Origin of the sequence: Paraburkholderia sp. RL17-373-BIF-A, from assembly GCF_046030175.1 — a bacterium.
Taxonomy (GTDB): Bacteria; Pseudomonadota; Gammaproteobacteria; order Burkholderiales; family Burkholderiaceae; genus Paraburkholderia.
The window spans coordinates 61,158-76,834 of record NZ_JARESO010000001.1 but is presented as its reverse complement, the minus strand read 5'-3'; the positions used below and the strand labels follow the sequence as shown (position 1 = coordinate 76,834).

The following is a 15,677-nucleotide window of genomic DNA, read 5'->3' as shown; positions in this document are numbered from 1 at the left end:
GACTTTCGTACCCACCTTTACTCCTCCGGCGTGAATCGTCCATTTCTGTAACTGCAGTGCGCTTATCTACCGCGAACAACATTCACTTCAACCATCCGAAGATCGGTGGTCTTTGATTCGGAGTCCAAAACGGACGTGACACTACCCGGCTCCGATCCGACGACACAGACGCGTCTCCAGGAGACCGCGGCCGTGCGTCATGCGAGCCGAATAGCCTATCTAAGTAGAACTACTAATAGATTAAATTTGAGCCGCTCACTTCTGCCTTGCATGAACGCTGGGGACCACCCGATCGCTATAAGTCGTAGCGCCTGGAACTTTTTGCGCAAACGTCACACGCGTTTCATCGGTCGCAACGATAGCAGGACAAAAAATGTACGGTCAAACTTTTTTTGATGACAACATACTTAGTTTAGAGAGGTAACTCTAACTCAAGCGAAATTCGCTCCGCTTTAAAAGAATAAGCGTATGTCGAGCAGATAAGCATTCGGGCTTTTTTTGCCCGCCAATTGGGAATTCGCTGCACATTCGTCGTGCATCGATGCACGCGAAACGGTCGGCAGCACGTCTGATCCGGTTCGCGAAAGCCCCCGCTGGGCAGGCGTTTGCGCGCCATCTCAACATGACTCGCGTGGCTCGCGGATAGGACGTTTGTTGTGGTGTTCGGGCGCCGGGGGTGTGACCGCCGCCGAAGGCGAGACGATAGCAGAAGAGTAGAAGCGTTTAAAAAAATTTTAGCGGTATTTACGACACTCTAAATACGCATCTCAATTACGCGTTGAATTGAATTACAAAACAATTCCAATAAATTACATTAAGCCAACAACGCGAATCATGTCGGGCGGGCGATGTCGGCGCGACGTTGGTGGGCATATAGGGCAATTTCGTGAGGGCCGAATTCGCCCGGCCAGAATGACATGAATCATGCGCCGGCAAACTCTTGCGGGTTCAACTCAACAAAGGAGCAAGCGGGAGCGGCGCAACGATGATCGCGCCGCTCTGCTGCATCAACCGTTTGTGCCCTCGCCTGCCACGACAGCGCTGTTGTTACGCGATCGCGCGAGAACCGGCCGCAACGCGGCGCCCGTATGACTCGCCGCAACGCGCGACAATCCTTCGGGATCCGTAGCAGCGACGATCGCCCCGCCGCCCACTCCGCCTTCCGGACCGAGGTCGATGATCCAGTCCGCCTCGGCGATCACATCCAGATCGTGTTCGATGACGACGACACTATGCCCGCCGTCCGCGAGACGATGCAGCACGCGAATCAGCTTGGCGACGTCCGCCATGTGCAGGCCCACGGTCGGTTCGTCCAGCACATACAAGGTATGCGGCGGCTTCTGACCGCGCCGTGTGATGTCGTCACGCACTTTGCTCAATTCAGTGACGAGCTTGATACGCTGCGCCTCGCCGCCCGACAACGTGGGCGACGGCTGACCCAGCGTGAGATAGCCGAGCCCGACGTCTTTCATCAACTGCAATGGATGAGCGATGTTGGAGATGGGCGCGAAGAACTCGACGGCCTCGTCGATTTCCATGGTCAGCACGTCGCCGATATTCTTGCCGCGCCACGTGACCGCCAGCGTCTCGGGATTGAAGCGCTGCCCGTGACACACATCGCAAGGCACCTTCACGTCGGGCAGAAAGCTCATGCCAATGGTGCGCACGCCCTGCCCCTCGCAGGCCGGGCAACGGCCTTCGCCGGTGTTGAACGAGAAACGCGAGGCCGTATAGCCACGCGCGCGCGCTTCGAGCGTACCGGCGAACAACTTGCGGATCGCGTCCCACACGCCGATGTAAGTGGCGGGACACGAACGCGGCGTCTTGCCGATCGGTGTTTGATCGACTTCGAGTACACGGTCGATGGTTTCCCAGCCGGTGATCGAATCGCACCCTTGCCATGCATGCGTCACGTTGAGTGGCGCACGCGGCGCTGTGCGCGCCAGCACGCTGGAACGCCGGTTCGCCGCGGGCTTCTCCTCGGCCGCCGCACGCGCGCGCCGCGTGGCCGGCGACGACAGCACCGAACGTCCGACAGCGTCCAGCAGGTTGGTCATCAGCACGTCGCGTGCAAGTGTCGACTTGCCGGAGCCGCTGACGCCGGTGACCGCCACCAGCCGCGAGAGCGGAATGCCGACCGTGACGTTGCGCAAATTGTGCAGCTTGCCGCCGTGCACAGTCAGCCAATTCTCCGGCACTGCAGCCGTACGTTTGCCCGGCGCGACCACTTCGCGGCGCGGCTGCAACGGATGCACGATGGGCTGCGCGAGAAACTGTCCGGTCAGCGAATCGGGTTGCGCCGACAGGTCGGCCACACTGCCCTGCGCGACCAGGGTGCCGCCGCGTTTGCCCGCGCCCGGCCCGATGTCGATGATGTGATCCGCACGCCGAATCGTGTCCTCGTCATGCTCGACGACCACCAGCGTATTGCCCTTTTCACCGAGCTTGCGCAAAGCGTTCAACAGAATCTGGTTATCGCGCGGATGCAGACCGATGGTCGGTTCGTCGAGCACATAGCACACGCCTTGCAAGTTACTGCCGAGTTGCGCGGCGAGCCGGATGCGCTGCGCTTCGCCGCCGGACAGACTCGGCGCCGCGCGATCGAGACTCAGATAGCCGAGCCCCACTTCCTCGAGGAACTGCAGGCGGCTGCCGATTTCGCTCACCACGTCACGCGCGATTTCCGCGTCGCGACCGGTCATCTCCAGCGAGTCGATCCATGCGCGCGTGTCGGACACGGTCCACTGCGCGACATCGACAATCGCCTGCGCGTCGAACGTGACCGCGCGCGCGGTGGGGTTCAGACGCGTACCCGCACAATCCGGACATGGTTCGTCCACGAGACCTTCGGGTTCCTGCTCTTCCGACGGCAGGCTCTGTTCGCGACCGCGATTGTCGTCGACGACGATCGTGTCGTCGTACACCGCGCGTTGTTCACGCGTGAGCGCGAGGCCCGTGCCGACACACGTGGTACACCAGCCATGCTTGCTGTTGTACGAGAACATGCGCGGATCGAGTTCGGGATAGCTCGTGCCGCACACCGGACACGCGCGCTTGGTGGACAGCACCTTCACCGCGCCGAGTTTCGCGGTGGGATGGCCGCCGCTGATCGCGTCGTGCAAACCGTCGAGCGGCGCCAGCAGATGCATCACGCCCTTGCCGACTTCGAGCGTCTGGTCGAGCGCCTGACGCAGTTCGGCTTCGTTGTCCGGCGACACGACAATGTCGGCCACCGGCAGCTCGATCGTATGCTCGCGGAAGCGGTCGAGCTTCGGCCACGGATCCACCGGCACGAACTCGCCGTCCACACGCAGATGAGTATTGCCGCGCGCTTTCGCCCATTTCGCCAGATCCGTATAAACGCCCTTGCGGTTCACGACCAGCGGCGCGAGCAAGCCAACGTGCTGCCCCTTGTGATCGCGCAGCAACTGCGCCGCGATCGATTCGACGCTTTGCGACGTGACCGGCGTACCGTCGTGAATGCAATGCTGCAAACCGAGCTTCACATACAGCAGACGCAGGAAGTGCCAGACCTCCGACGTGGTCGCCACGGTACTCTTGCGGCCGCCGCGCGAGAGCCGCTGCTCGATCGCGACGGTCGGCGGAATGCCGTACACCGCGTCGACCTCGGGCCGCCCCGCCGGCTGCACGATGGAACGTGCGTAGGCATTCAGCGATTCGAGGTAACGGCGCTGCCCTTCGTGAAACAGAATGTCGAAAGCGAGCGTGGACTTGCCCGAACCGGACACGCCGGTAATCACGTTGAATTTGCCGTGCGGAATGTCCACGTCCAGCGCCTTCAGGTTGTGCTCGCGCGCATTGACGATGCGCACCACGTCCTCGCCTTCGATCGCCCGGCGCGCACGCGCGGCGCTCAGCGCCTTTTGCAGCGGAATGCCTTGCGACGCCGGTTCGGCCGCTGCGCCCATGGCACGGTCATATTGCAGCAGCGCCACGCCGGTATGCGATTCCGGGCAAGCTTTGACGTCTTCCGGCGTGCCGGCGCACAAGACCCGGCCGCCGCCATCGCCACCTTCGGGACCCAGGTCGATCAGCCAGTCGGCCGCGCGGATCACGTCGAGATTGTGCTCGATCACGATCAGCGAATGACCGCTCGCGAGCAGCTTGCCGAACGCCTGCATCAGCTTGGCGATGTCGTCGAAATGCAGGCCCGTGGTGGGTTCGTCGAACATGAACAGACGTTTGGCAACCGGCTGCTTCGCGCTGCGCGCAGTCCGCGCCTGGGCCGATTCCGCGAGGAAACCGGCGAGCTTGAGCCGCTGCGCTTCGCCGCCCGACAGCGTGGGCACCGGCTGGCCGAGCTTCACGTATTCGAGGCCCACGTCGACGATTGGCTGCAGCACGCGCAACACTTCGCCATCTTTTGCAAAATACGCGGTGGCTTCGCTCACCGTCAATTCCAGCACGTCGGCAATGCTCAGCGCGCGCGCCGGTTCGCCGCGCTCGATCTTCACTTCGAGCAGTTCCGCGCGATAACGGCGCCCGTCGCAATCGGGGCAGCGCAGGTACACGTCGCTCAGGAATTGCATTTCGATATGCTCGAAACCCGAGCCGCCGCAGGTCGGGCAACGGCCTTCGCCCGAGTTGAAGCTGAACATGCCCGGACCGTAGCCGCGTTGCTGCGCGAGCGGCGCCTTGGCAAACAGCTTGCGGATCTCGTCGAACGCGCCGACGTAACTCGCCGGATTCGAACGCGCCGTCTTGCCGATCGGCGACTGGTCGACGAACACGACGTCGGTAACCTGATCGGCGCCGCTCAAACTTGTGAATGCGCCCGGCGACTCAGTGGCGAGACCGAAGTGCCGTGCCATGGCCGGATACAACACGTCTTGCAGCAACGTGGATTTGCCGGACCCCGACACCCCCGTCACGCAGACGAGCCGCTGCAATGGAATCTCCACCGTGACATCGCGCAGATTGTGCTCAGTCGCGCCTTCGAGCACGATGCGCGGCGTGGCGGCATCCACCGGACGCTGCGACCAATGCGCCGCGTCGGCCACATGCCGGCGGCCACCCAGGTACTCGCCGGTGAGCGTGCCTGACGAACGGATCGCCTCGGGCACGCCGTCGTAAATGATCGAGCCGCCGCGCTCGCCCGGTCCCGGACCCATGTCGATCAGACGATCCGCCGCGAGCATCACGGAGGGATCGTGTTCGACCACCACCAGCGTATTGCCCGCGTCGCGCAAACGGTGCATGGCTTCGACGATGCGGTTCAGATCGCGCGGATGCAAGCCGATGCTCGGTTCGTCGAGCACGAACAGGGTCTTGGTGAGCGACGTGCCGAGTGCCGTGGTCAGGTTGATCCGCTGCACTTCGCCGCCCGACAGCGTGCGGCTTTGCCGGTCGAGCGTCAGATAACCGAGGCCCACGTCGCACAGGTACTTGAGGCGCGTGCGCACTTCGGCTAGCAGCAGCTTGAGCGCGTCGTCGAGCAAGGCGCTCGGCAAACTGATTTCGTCGAAGAAGCGCCGGATGCGCTCGATCGGCATCAGCATCAGGTCATGCACAGTCAAACCCGTCAACGCTTCGAGCTGCCCGCGCGTCCAGTCGACGCCGCGCGGCAGGAAGCGCTTCTCGGCCGGCAGCACGTCGTCCGCATTGACCTTGCTGCCGAGGCGCCACAACAGCGATTCCGTTTTCAGGCGCGCGCCGCCGCAGGTTTCGCACGGCGTATAGCTGCGGTACTTGGACAGCAGCACACGAATATGCATCTTGTACGCTTTCGATTCCAGATACTCAAAGAAGCGTTTCACGCCGTACCAATGGCTTTGCCACTTGCCGTTCCAATCCGGCGAGCCGTTGATCACCCAGTCGCGCTCGGCGTCCGTCAGCTCGCCCCACGGCGTGCCGCGGCGGATATCGGCTTTCGCCGCGTAGCGCATCAGATCGTCCTGGCATTCCTTCCACGCGGGCGTTTGCATGGGCTTGATCGCGCCGTCGCGCAGCGTCTTGCGCGCGTCCGGGATCACCAGCCCGAGGTCGACGCCGATCACGCGGCCGAAACCGCGGCACACTTCGCACGCGCCGTAGGCCGAGTTGAACGAGAACAGCGCGGGCTGCGGATCGGCGTAGCGCAGATCGCTTTCCGGGCTGTGCAAGCCGGTGGAGAAACGCCAGATTTGCGGTTCGGCTTCCTGACTGTCCGCCCCTTCCGATGACGCCGGCAGCACATAGATATTGACGCGCCCGCCGCCGCGCTTGAGCGAGGCCTCGATCGCCTCGACCACCCGCTGCTTGTCCACCGAGCGCAGCCGGAAGCGGTCGGCCACCACGTCGAGCAGCTTGCGCTTGCCGGTGGGCGAATCGACTTCGCGCTGCGCCTGCACGCGCGTGTAGCCACTGGCCGACAGCCACTGCTCCACTTCCTGCTCCGACGCGGATTCCGGCAACTCGACCGGGAACGTGACGACGAGCCGCGGCTCGTTTTCCGCCGTGCGTTCGAGCAACTCGGCGTAGATCGTTTCCGGCGTGTCGTGGCGCACCTGATGGGCCGTCTTCCGGTCGAATAGTTCGGCCGCGCGCGCGTAGAGCAGCTTCAGGTGATCGTTGAGCTCCGTCATGGTGCCGACGGTGGAACGCGAACTGCGCACCGGGTTGGTCTGGTCGATCGCAATCGCCGGCGGCACGCCGTCGACCCGGTCGACTTGCGGCCGGTCCATGCGGTCGAGAAACTGCCGGGCGTAAGCGCTGAATGTTTCGACGTAGCGCCGCTGCCCTTCCGCGTAAAGCGTGTCGAACACGAGGCTCGACTTGCCGGAGCCGGACGGGCCGGTGACAACCGTCATTTCGCCGGTTCGTACGTCGAGGTCGACGTTCTTGAGGTTGTGCTGGCGTGCGCCGCGAATCTTGATAGTGCCGTTAGATGCCAATTTTTCCGACCGTCTGAATGAGTGGGCCACCTCTCACGGACGCCTCGCGACCGCGCAAGTTCGGTGCCGCCGGGCTGGCGGAAACCCACGCCGAAGCCCGGCTTGCAACGGGATACTATACTGTATATTTATACAGTTTTCCACGACGCGGCCCGGGTGGGCTTTGCAGGCCCGTCAGGCGGTGACCGGCGGCAAAAATGCGCGCCGCTTGGCGCGGCAGCAAGCGTTGTGCCGTTGGGGAGAGAAAGGTTTAAAGCCGCTCGAAGCGGCGTCGGAGACGTGAAGCGGCGCTATCGCGCCAGACTTGCAAGGCGCAACGGTGTGGTAACGGGCGCACATTTCTTAGCCATAGACGCTTTCCGCACTGATCGGCTCCCTGTCGGCACCGCAGCCCCCGGCGCTGCATCCAGCGCCCCGCTGTTACCCAGCGCATACGCCACGCAGCACTTCGCCAGCACCTCGGTCGGATCGACGAGCCGCATCACCCGTCCGCCCGCGCACGCCAGCGTCGCGTCACGCAACAGCAGCGGTAACTCGGTGCAACCCAGCACGATCACCTGGGCGCCTTGCGCGACCAGATCGTCGAGCGCCGCGGCGAGATCATCGCAGCACTCGCCCGACGTGAAGCCCGCCTTCGCACCCTTCGGTCCGTAGATGGCGTTCATCAGCCGCGCCTGCGCCGGTTCGCCCGGCGCAATCTGCACGAAACCGCGCGCTTCGAGCGCCTGCTCATAGACGCGGCTCGCGAGCGTGCCCGAAGTGGCGAGCACGCCGACTTCGCGCACGTCCGGAAAGGTCTCGCGCAGATAATCGGCGGTACAGGTCAGCATATTGACGATCGGAATGCCGAGCGACGGCTGGATCCGCTCGACGAACGCATGCGCCGTATTGCACGGAATCGCGATGAGGTCCGCGCCGCCGTCCTCGAGCGTCTTGCAGCCGGCATACAGCGCGAGCGTCGGATCGTCGCCGTTGCCGAGCAGCGCGGCGGTGCGGTCCGGAATCTGCGGATTCTGCTCGACCATGATCTTGATGTGATCCTGATCACACGCGGCGGGCGTATTGCGCACCAGCTTGGCCATGAAATCGACCGTCGCCGCCGGCCCGACGCCGCCCAGCACGCCCACCTTGAAGCGCCGCTCCGGCTGCGCATATCGGGCCGCCGCGACGTAGCGCGCGTAAACGAGATTGGCGTCGACGAGCGGCACCTCGAGCCGGCCGAGCGCGCGCGCGACCAGCGCGATTTCGACGAGCCCCGGCAGGATGATCTCCGCGCCCTGCGCAATGAGGTCCGCGCACGCGGCGCGCAGCAACTCGACCGGGCGGCCATGGAAGCGGCCGTTTCTGATGCCTTCATCGCTATAGACCGCGCTCGTCACGCAATCGACGCCCGTTTCGTTGCGCGGATGCAGCACGTCGAACCGCGCGGCATCGAAATAACGTTCGAAGAGGCCGTTATGACGGATGGCCTCCGAAGTCAGCACGCCGATCCGGCGCACCGACGGAAACGCTTGCCGCACGTGCGCCGAGAGCGCCGTCATGATGTTGACGACCGGCACGGCCACGTTTGCCGAGAGTTCGTCGATGAAGGTATGGCTGAGGAAGCACGGCAACACGATCGCCTCGACGCCGCGCTTTTCGAACGCGCGCATGGTGTCGAATACGTGAATCTTGAACTGGGCGCTCGCCTCGCTCTGCGAGGCCGGCCCTTGCCAGGACTGCTGCTCGAGAAGGAGATCGAATGGCCGCGCCGCGCCCGGCCGGGTCCAGGCGGCGCTCATCCGGCACAGGACGTCGGCGCTGGCGAGCTGCGCCGCGCCGGTCACGACACCCAGCGAACGATAGCGATTCATGATGGCTTCCCCCCGTCGTTTTTTTGCCGCCCGCCTCGATGGTAGGCGGCTTTTGCGCGGTTGAGGATGACATTATGTAGGCGGACTATGACGTGGGGTCAACCACGAACCACAATTACCCTGTGTTTCCCGGCGTCGAGCGCACCGGCAAACGCCTAGGCCGCTTCGGCGACGCCGTGCGCCGCACCGCGCTTGCGGCGCTCCAGCGTGCCGATGCATACCAGCGATACGCCGGCCAGAACACTATAGAACACGGCCAACGGCCACCAGGCGCCCGGATAACGATGCGCGAGCAACGTCCCGATCAGCGGCGTCAGACCACCGGCCAGCGCGGCGCACACCTGATACGACAGCGAAATCGCCGAATACCTGACGCGCACCGGGAACGCGGTCGACATGAAGCCGGCCATCACGGCGTAGGAACTCGACATGCACATCACAGCCAGCGCAATGCCGATCACGATCGCCACCGGCCGCCCGGTCGAAACGAGCGCGAACATCGGATAAGGCGACAGCATCGCCAACGCTGCCGCGCCCTTCAGGAAGCGTCCCGTGCCGATGCGTTGCGCGAACCATCCGGAACCCAGTTGCGTGAACAACTGGATGAACGCGACCACGAACAGGCAATCGAGAATCAACGAACGGTCGAGGCCGAGCGTTTGCGTCGTGTAATTGAGCATGAAGGTGTTGACGAACCATGCGCCGGCCACGCCGATCACGTTCGCGCCGAGGCATAGCAACAGCGTGCGCCACGCATCGCGCACGACCTCGGCGACCGGCAGCGCGGCCACGCGTCGTTGCGCCTTGAGCGCCTTGAATTCCGGCGATTCGTCGACACCCGCGCGGATCAGCAAGCCGACCACCAGCAGCACGGCACTCGCGAGAAACGGCAGGCGCCATCCCCAGCTAAGGAACGCGTCCTTATCCATCGAGGCCACCGCGCGGAACGCGAGCAGCGACAGGATCAAGCCAGCCGGACTGCCGAGCTGCGCGAACGACGCGAAGAAGGTGCGCCGTCCCTGCGGTGCGTGTTCGCTTGCCATCAGCACCGCGCCGCCCCACTCGCCGCCGATCGCAATGCCCTGCGCGACCCGCAGCAAGACGAGCAGCACGGGCGCCCACACGCCGGCGCTTGCATAGGTCGGCAGGAAGCCGATGCCGACGGTGCCGATGCCCATGATCGCCAGCGTCGCCACGAGTGCTTTCTTGCGGCCGATGCGGTCGCCCAGGTGGCCGAACACCAGCCCACCGAACGGCCGCGCGAAGAAGCCGACCGCAAAGGTGCCGAACGAAGCGAGAGTGGCGAAAAACGGATCGCTGCCAGGAAAGAACAGCTTGCCGAATATCAGCGCGGACGCCGTGGCATAGATATAAAAGTCGTACCACTCGATCGTGGTGCCGACAAAAGCCGCGGCTGCGGCGCGCGTCGGTTGCCGGCTTGCGGCGTGGTCGTCGGACTCGTGATTCATGTCTCTGTCTCCAAGGTCTTTCTTCTGGATGGCGCGGCTTCTGCGTGCCGTCGCCGGGGACTGCGGTGTTTAAGCTTTGAGCACGCCCGCTTCGAGCAGACGCTGCTGGGTGGCGGCGTCGATACCCAATGCGTCGAGCACGTCGCGCGTGTCGGCGCCGAGCGACGGTGGCGCGCTGCGATACGTGGCCGGCGTGCGCGACAGCTTGATCGGCGACGCGGTGCCGCGATACTCACCCATCTCGACCACCATGCCGCGATGCAAGGTATGCGGATGCCGCGCCACGACGTCGACGGTTTGCACCGGGCCGCACGGCACGCCCGCGTTGATCAGCGCATGCGCGAGCGGCTCGCACTCGTGCGTGGCGAGCAGACTTTCGAGCGCCGCCTTCAGCGGCTCGCGATGCGCGCAGCGGCTGCGGTTGTCGACGTAACGCGGATCGTCGGCGAGTTCGGGCGCGCCGAGATGCGCGCACAGTTTCGCGAACTGCCGGTCGTTGCCCACCGCGAGAAAGATCGGCGCGCTCGCTGTGCGATAGCTGTCGTACGGCGTGATGTTGGGATGCGCGTTGCCGCTGCGCTGCGGCGTGCGGCCCGAGCCGAAATAGTTCGGCAGATGCGGATGCAGCAGCGAGACGCCGCAGTCGTACAACGCGATATCGATCGACTGGCCACGGCCGCTCTTCGCGCGTTCGGCAAGTGCGAGCAGAATGCCGGCGAGCGCGTTCAGGCCGGTGACCATGTCGACGACCGGCAAGCCGACGCGCGTGGCGGGACCGTCACGCTCCCCGTTCACGCTCATCAGGCCGGTCATCGCCTGAATCGCGGCGTCGTAGCCGGGCAAGCCGCCGAGTGGACCATCGGGACCGAAACCCGATACGGCGCAATGGATCAGCTTCGGGAAACGCTCGCGCAGATCGCGCTCGTAATCCATGCCCCAGCGCCCGAGCGTGCCGGGTTTGAAGTTTTCGACCAGCACGTCGGCATCTTCCAACAGCTTCCACAGGATCGCGCGGCCTTCGTCACGTGAGAGATCGACTGCGATGCCCTGCTTGTTGCGGTTCACGCCCGCGAAGTACCAGGCGGTGTCGCCGTAGAACGGCGGCCCCCAGCCACGCGTTTCGTCGCCGTCGGGCGGTTCGAGCTTGATCACCTGCGCGCCGTGATCGGCGAGCGCCTGCGTGCAGTACGGGCCGCCGAGCACGCGGCTCAAGTCGATTACCTTGATGCCTTGCAGCGCACCTTGCTTGCCATCGTTCGGAAGCGGTGCGACCATTACGCGCTCCTTTGCGGCAACAGTTGCAGCGCCTGTTCGAGCGTGACGCTGCGGCCGTTAACCAAAGCGTCGATTACATCGCTCTCGTCCGATGCCGAATGCAAGGCCAGCGGATCGAACGGCAACAGCTTGTGCCGCACCACCAGATGCGCAAGCGCGAGACGCCGGTAATCCGGCGCGAGCCGTACGCCCTCGCAGGCCATCAACACTGCGGCGCTTGCGTGATACAGCGCGGCGCCCGCTTGCCGAACCCATTCGTCGCGGCCGGAATCCGCCACGCTCGCCAACGCGTCGCACGCACGCGCGAGCGTCGCGCGCAGCAACGCGAAACTGGCCGCCGGCAATCCCGCCGCGCCGAGCAGATCCTGCAGATACGTGCGCAACGGTTCGAGCGCGCCGTCGCGTTTCGCCGCTCGCGCGATGTCGAGCGCGACGATGTTGCTGGTGCCTTCCCAGATCGAGCCGAGATGCGCGTCGCGTACGAGGCGCGCGTCGCTCCACTCTTCGATATAGCCGGTGCCGCCGCGCACTTCCATCGCGTCGCCGGTCACGCGGCGCGCGTCGCGGCATGCACGAAACTTGATGAGCGGCGTGAGGATGCGCACGCATTTCGCAGCCTGCCGGTCGCCCGCGTCGGCCTGCTCCAGCAGCAGCGCGATGCGCATGAACATCGAGCGCGCCTGTTCGGCGGGCAGCATCATCTTGAGCAACTGACGCTGCATTAACGGCATGTCGATCAGCTTGCGGCCAAAGGCTTCGCGATTGCGCGCGATGTGCAGCGCCTCGGTCAGCGCACGGCGCATCAAACCCGCGGCACGCACGCCGTTCGACAGACGCGACATATTGATCATGTCCGCCATTTGATGAAAACCGCGGCCCACTTCGCCGATCAGATACGCGACCGCGCCTTCCAGCACGATCTCGCCGCTCGCCATCGAACGGCTGCCGAGCTTGTCCTTCAGACGCACGATCCGGTAGCTGTTGCGCGAGCCGTCCGGCAGCGTCTTCGGTAACAGGAACAGTCCGAGTCCGTTGATGCCGGGCGGGGCCGTGTCCGGCCGCGCGAGCACCATCGCGAGATCGGCGTCGGCGTTCGAGCAAAACCATTTGTCGCCATACAGACGCCACGTTTCGTCACCGTTCGCATCCGTTTCGAGCGACGCACGCGTGGCAATGCGCGCGACGTCCGAACCCGCTGCCTGTTCGGTCATGAACATCGCGCCCTGGAATAGCGTGTCGAAATCGCGCGAGGCGAGCATCGGCAGAAAACGCGCGACCAGTTCCGGCGCGCCGAATTTGCGCAGCGTGCGCGTGAGCGAATCGGTCATGCTCACGGGGCAACACAGGCCGAATTCCGCCTGCACGAACAGGAAGGTCAGCGCGTATTTCACGAGCGGCGGCGGCGATTTTTTGCCATCGCGGGTTTCGTGGCTCATCGCGGCCAGTCCCAACTCCGCGTAAGCCACGCGTTCCAGCGCGACGTAATCCGGATGCTTGTCGATACTTTGCAGCGCTTCGCCGCGTCGCGTGCGATGGTGCAATTGCGGTGGATTCTTGTCGGCGGACAGCGCCCACACGTCGAGTTCGTCGGACGCGCGCTGGCCCAGCGAGACGAGCTGAGTTTCGAGTTCGTGAAACAGCGTCTCGTCGAGATGCAGCTTCAACAGACGCTCGAAGTCGGGATCGCTGGTGAAGAAGTTGATGCCCCGGCTATCGGGAATATTGGACGAGCCGTGTGCCGGCTGCGCGGTGATTTCGCTCATACGTGTCTCCTTACTCTGCTATGCACGTCAGTGCTTGTGGGAGGAGCATAGGAGCGGTGTCGATAATCGTCTAATACAACTTATATCCGGTACGATAGACGCAGCTTATCGATCAAGACCAAGGAGACAGCCGTGGACCTGAAGCAGTTGCGCTATTTCGTGGCGGTCGCCGAGGAGCTGCATTTCGGCCGCGCGGCCAAGCGGCTGTTCATTTCGCAGCCTGCCCTCCGTTTCGACATTCGCAAGTTCGAGGAGCAGCTCGGCGTGCAGTTGCTCGCGCGCACCAACAAGACGGTGTCGCTGACCAACGCCGGCCAGGTGCTGCTCGGCGAAGCGCGCCGCCTGTTATTGCAGGCGAACGAGGCGGAACGCATGACGGTGCGCTCGGCGCATGGCCTCGCCGGCCGCTTGCGTATCGGCTTCGTGAATTCGATGCTGTACCGTGGCATGCCGCAGGCGGTGAATCGCTTCGAGGCTGATTACCCCGGCGTCGAAATCGTCCTGAAGGAGATGAACACCAGCGAGCAGGTGCACGCGATCCAGCGCATGCAGATCGATATGGGCTGCGCGCATTGGGGCAATTTTCCGACCGACGTCATTTCCACGCCGATTTTTTCCGAGCCGTTCTTGTGCTGCCTGCCCACCGCTCATCCGCTGGCGCGCAAACGCAAGGTCGATCTGCGGGCATTGGCGCAGGAGCCGTTCATTCTATTTCCGCGTACCGTGTCGCCGCACTATCACGATCTGATCATCGCGCAGTGCGTGGGAGCGGGATTCAGTCCCTTGATCCGCCATGAGGCGCGCTTGTGGCAGACCGTCGTGACGATGGTCGGCTTCGGCATGGGCGTTGCGCTAGTGCCGTACACGTTGCGTCAGGTCCAGGACCCGAAGGTCGCGTTTTTGCCGCTGACGGGCGAGACGCTGATGTCGCAAGTGCTGCTGCTGCGCCGGAGCGGCGACGCGGAACCCGTCGCGGACCGTTTCGTCGAGTATCTCAGGGATGCCGGTGGCGAGCCGCCGCACACGGCTCATTCATCCGCTTCGCGGCGGCCTTCGTAAGCCGTCAGCATCTTGTGGGCGACCATATCCACGGCCGGTTTGACGAGCCCGTTCTTGTCGGTCCAGACCTTGGGCGTCAAGGTGCCGCTCAGTGCGACACTGTCCGCGTCGCTCAACGCTAGCAGCGCGGTTTGCACGTCGTCGTCGAAAGCGATCACGTTGACGAAAATCGTGTCGCCGTCGTTGGTGGCCGCGCGCACCTTACAGGTCACGAAACGCCTGCCGTTCTGCCCCGTGCGAATCTGCGCCTCGCCGTATAACCGCCCGCCCACCAGTCCATCGATCATCGCCTTGCTCCTCCTGTTTCGTACCGTGCAGAAAGCAGAATCGCCCAGCACGGCGCGTATGATCCCACGAGAACCGGCGCGGCCTCTATAAAAAGCGCCGCTGATTCGCGGACCAACGGCGTGAGCATCACGCGCCGATCGTCAAATCCACGCCGCGCACGAGGCGTTTCGCGAGCCGCGGTTGCCGCAACTGTTCGAGCCACCACTGCAATGCGCGCCCTTCATGATCGCCACGCCACGCGACGTACAGCACGTTCGGCTCGCGCGGATCGGAGGTCGCTTTCTCGATCAGCTCGCCCTGCTTCAATAGCGTCGCGACGCGCTGGCGCGGCAACCAGCCCACGCCCAGGCCGTCGCGCTGCGCCAGGATCTTCGCGCGCATGGACGGCACGGCGAGTGACGCCTGTCCGCCGATCAAACCATAAGCACGCCCCGCCGTCGTACGCGATGAATCCGCCACCACCACTGCGCGATGTTCGAGGATCCGTTCGCGGCCGAGCGTCCCCTCGACACCCGCCAGCGGATGGCGCGGCGACACCGCGAACACCCACTCCATCACGCCGAGTTCGAACCAGCGCAGACCGGGAATCGCCGGCGGCTCGTTGGTCGCGCCCACGATCAGATCGGCACGGCCGTCGCGCAGCGCCTCCCAGGTGCCGCTCAATACTTCGTGCGTGAAGAGCAGCTTGACGCCGGAGTCGAGTGCGTCGAAGGCGCGTACCACCGGCATCAGCAGTTCGAATTCGAGAATCTCGTCCGTGACCACCCAAAGGCGGTCTTCCCAGCCGCTCGCGATCTGCTTCACGCGCTGCGTCATGCGCGACATGTCGAGCATGAGACGCGCGGCTTCGTCGGCGAGAAGCTGGCCGGCGGGCGTGAGCTGCAGCCGGTAGCGGCGCCGGTCGAACAGCAGCGCGTCGAAGCGCGTCTCCAGTTGCCGGGCGGCATGCGAGATCGTGGACGGCGCCTTGCCGAGGCGCGCCGCCGCGCGCGACAGGCTGCCGGTCTCGCGTATCGCGTCGAGCAAAGCCAGTTCGTCTTCCGACAACATGTTCTACTCCTTCGAACGAGTTCGACG

At 64.3% G+C, this 15,677-nt stretch carries 8 protein-coding genes; 1 reads left to right on the top strand and 7 read right to left on the bottom strand.

Annotated elements, in window-relative coordinates; all coding sequences use genetic code 11:
- Window positions 1-1,007: 1,007 nt before the first annotated feature.
- From uvrA to P0D80_RS00320, 5 genes are all read right to left on the bottom strand, one after another.
- A complete protein-coding gene (uvrA, locus tag P0D80_RS00340) occupies window positions 1,008-6,893 on the bottom strand; it encodes an excinuclease ABC subunit UvrA (protein WP_408280114.1) in 5,886 nt (1,961 codons plus the stop codon).
- 290 nt (window positions 6,894-7,183) lie between these two features.
- The gene (gene cuyB / locus P0D80_RS00335) at window positions 7,184-8,746 is read right to left on the bottom strand and encodes a cysteate racemase (RefSeq protein ID WP_408280112.1); all 1,563 of its coding nucleotides are present in this window, start codon (window positions 8,744-8,746) and stop codon (window positions 7,184-7,186) included.
- A 155-nt stretch (window positions 8,747-8,901) separates the two neighbouring features.
- On the bottom strand, window positions 8,902-10,215 hold the full coding sequence (locus P0D80_RS00330; RefSeq protein ID WP_408255973.1) for an MFS transporter: 1,314 nt from the start codon (window positions 10,213-10,215) through the stop codon (window positions 8,902-8,904).
- Between the two features lie 69 nt (window positions 10,216-10,284).
- A complete protein-coding gene (locus P0D80_RS00325) occupies window positions 10,285-11,490 on the bottom strand; it encodes a CaiB/BaiF CoA transferase family protein (RefSeq protein WP_408280109.1) in 1,206 nt (401 codons plus the stop codon).
- Complete coding sequence (locus tag P0D80_RS00320) at window positions 11,490-13,253, bottom strand: acyl-CoA dehydrogenase family protein (protein ID WP_408280107.1); 1,764 nt, start codon at window positions 13,251-13,253, stop codon at window positions 11,490-11,492. Before P0D80_RS00320 ends, P0D80_RS00325 begins: the two co-directional genes overlap by 1 nt.
- 132 nt (window positions 13,254-13,385) lie before the next feature.
- On the opposite strand from P0D80_RS00320, the gene P0D80_RS00315 reads away from it, so the two are divergent.
- Entirely contained in the window at window positions 13,386-14,312 is a 927-nt protein-coding gene (locus tag P0D80_RS00315) for a LysR family transcriptional regulator (RefSeq protein WP_408280104.1), read from the top strand.
- Here P0D80_RS00315 and P0D80_RS00310 read toward each other — a convergent pair.
- The gene (locus P0D80_RS00310) at window positions 14,282-14,599 is read right to left on the bottom strand and encodes a single-stranded DNA-binding protein (protein ID WP_132375150.1); all 318 of its coding nucleotides are present in this window, start codon (window positions 14,597-14,599) and stop codon (window positions 14,282-14,284) included. The two genes, P0D80_RS00315 and P0D80_RS00310, sit on opposite strands and share 31 nt — an antisense overlap.
- 127 nt (window positions 14,600-14,726) lie before the next feature.
- Window positions 14,727-15,650 carry a LysR family transcriptional regulator gene (locus P0D80_RS00305; protein WP_408280102.1) on the bottom strand — a complete coding sequence of 308 codons (924 nt, stop codon included), beginning with the start codon at window positions 15,648-15,650 and terminating at the stop codon, window positions 14,727-14,729.
- Between the last annotated feature and the right edge of the window lie 27 nt (window positions 15,651-15,677).

Coding starts and splice junctions, on each gene's coding strand:
- P0D80_RS00310 (WP_132375150.1), bottom strand. CDS start 14,599: ATGATCGATGGACTGGTGGGCGGGCGGTTATACGGCGAGGCGCAGATT.
- cuyB (WP_408280112.1), bottom strand. CDS start 8,746: ATGAATCGCTATCGTTCGCTGGGTGTCGTGACCGGCGCGGCGCAGCTC.
- P0D80_RS00305 (WP_408280102.1), bottom strand. CDS start 15,650: ATGTTGTCGGAAGACGAACTGGCTTTGCTCGACGCGATACGCGAGACC.
- P0D80_RS00320 (WP_408280107.1), bottom strand. CDS start 13,253: ATGAGCGAAATCACCGCGCAGCCGGCACACGGCTCGTCCAATATTCCC.
- P0D80_RS00325 (WP_408280109.1), bottom strand. CDS start 11,490: ATGGTCGCACCGCTTCCGAACGATGGCAAGCAAGGTGCGCTGCAAGGC.
- P0D80_RS00330 (WP_408255973.1), bottom strand. CDS start 10,215: ATGAATCACGAGTCCGACGACCACGCCGCAAGCCGGCAACCGACGCGC.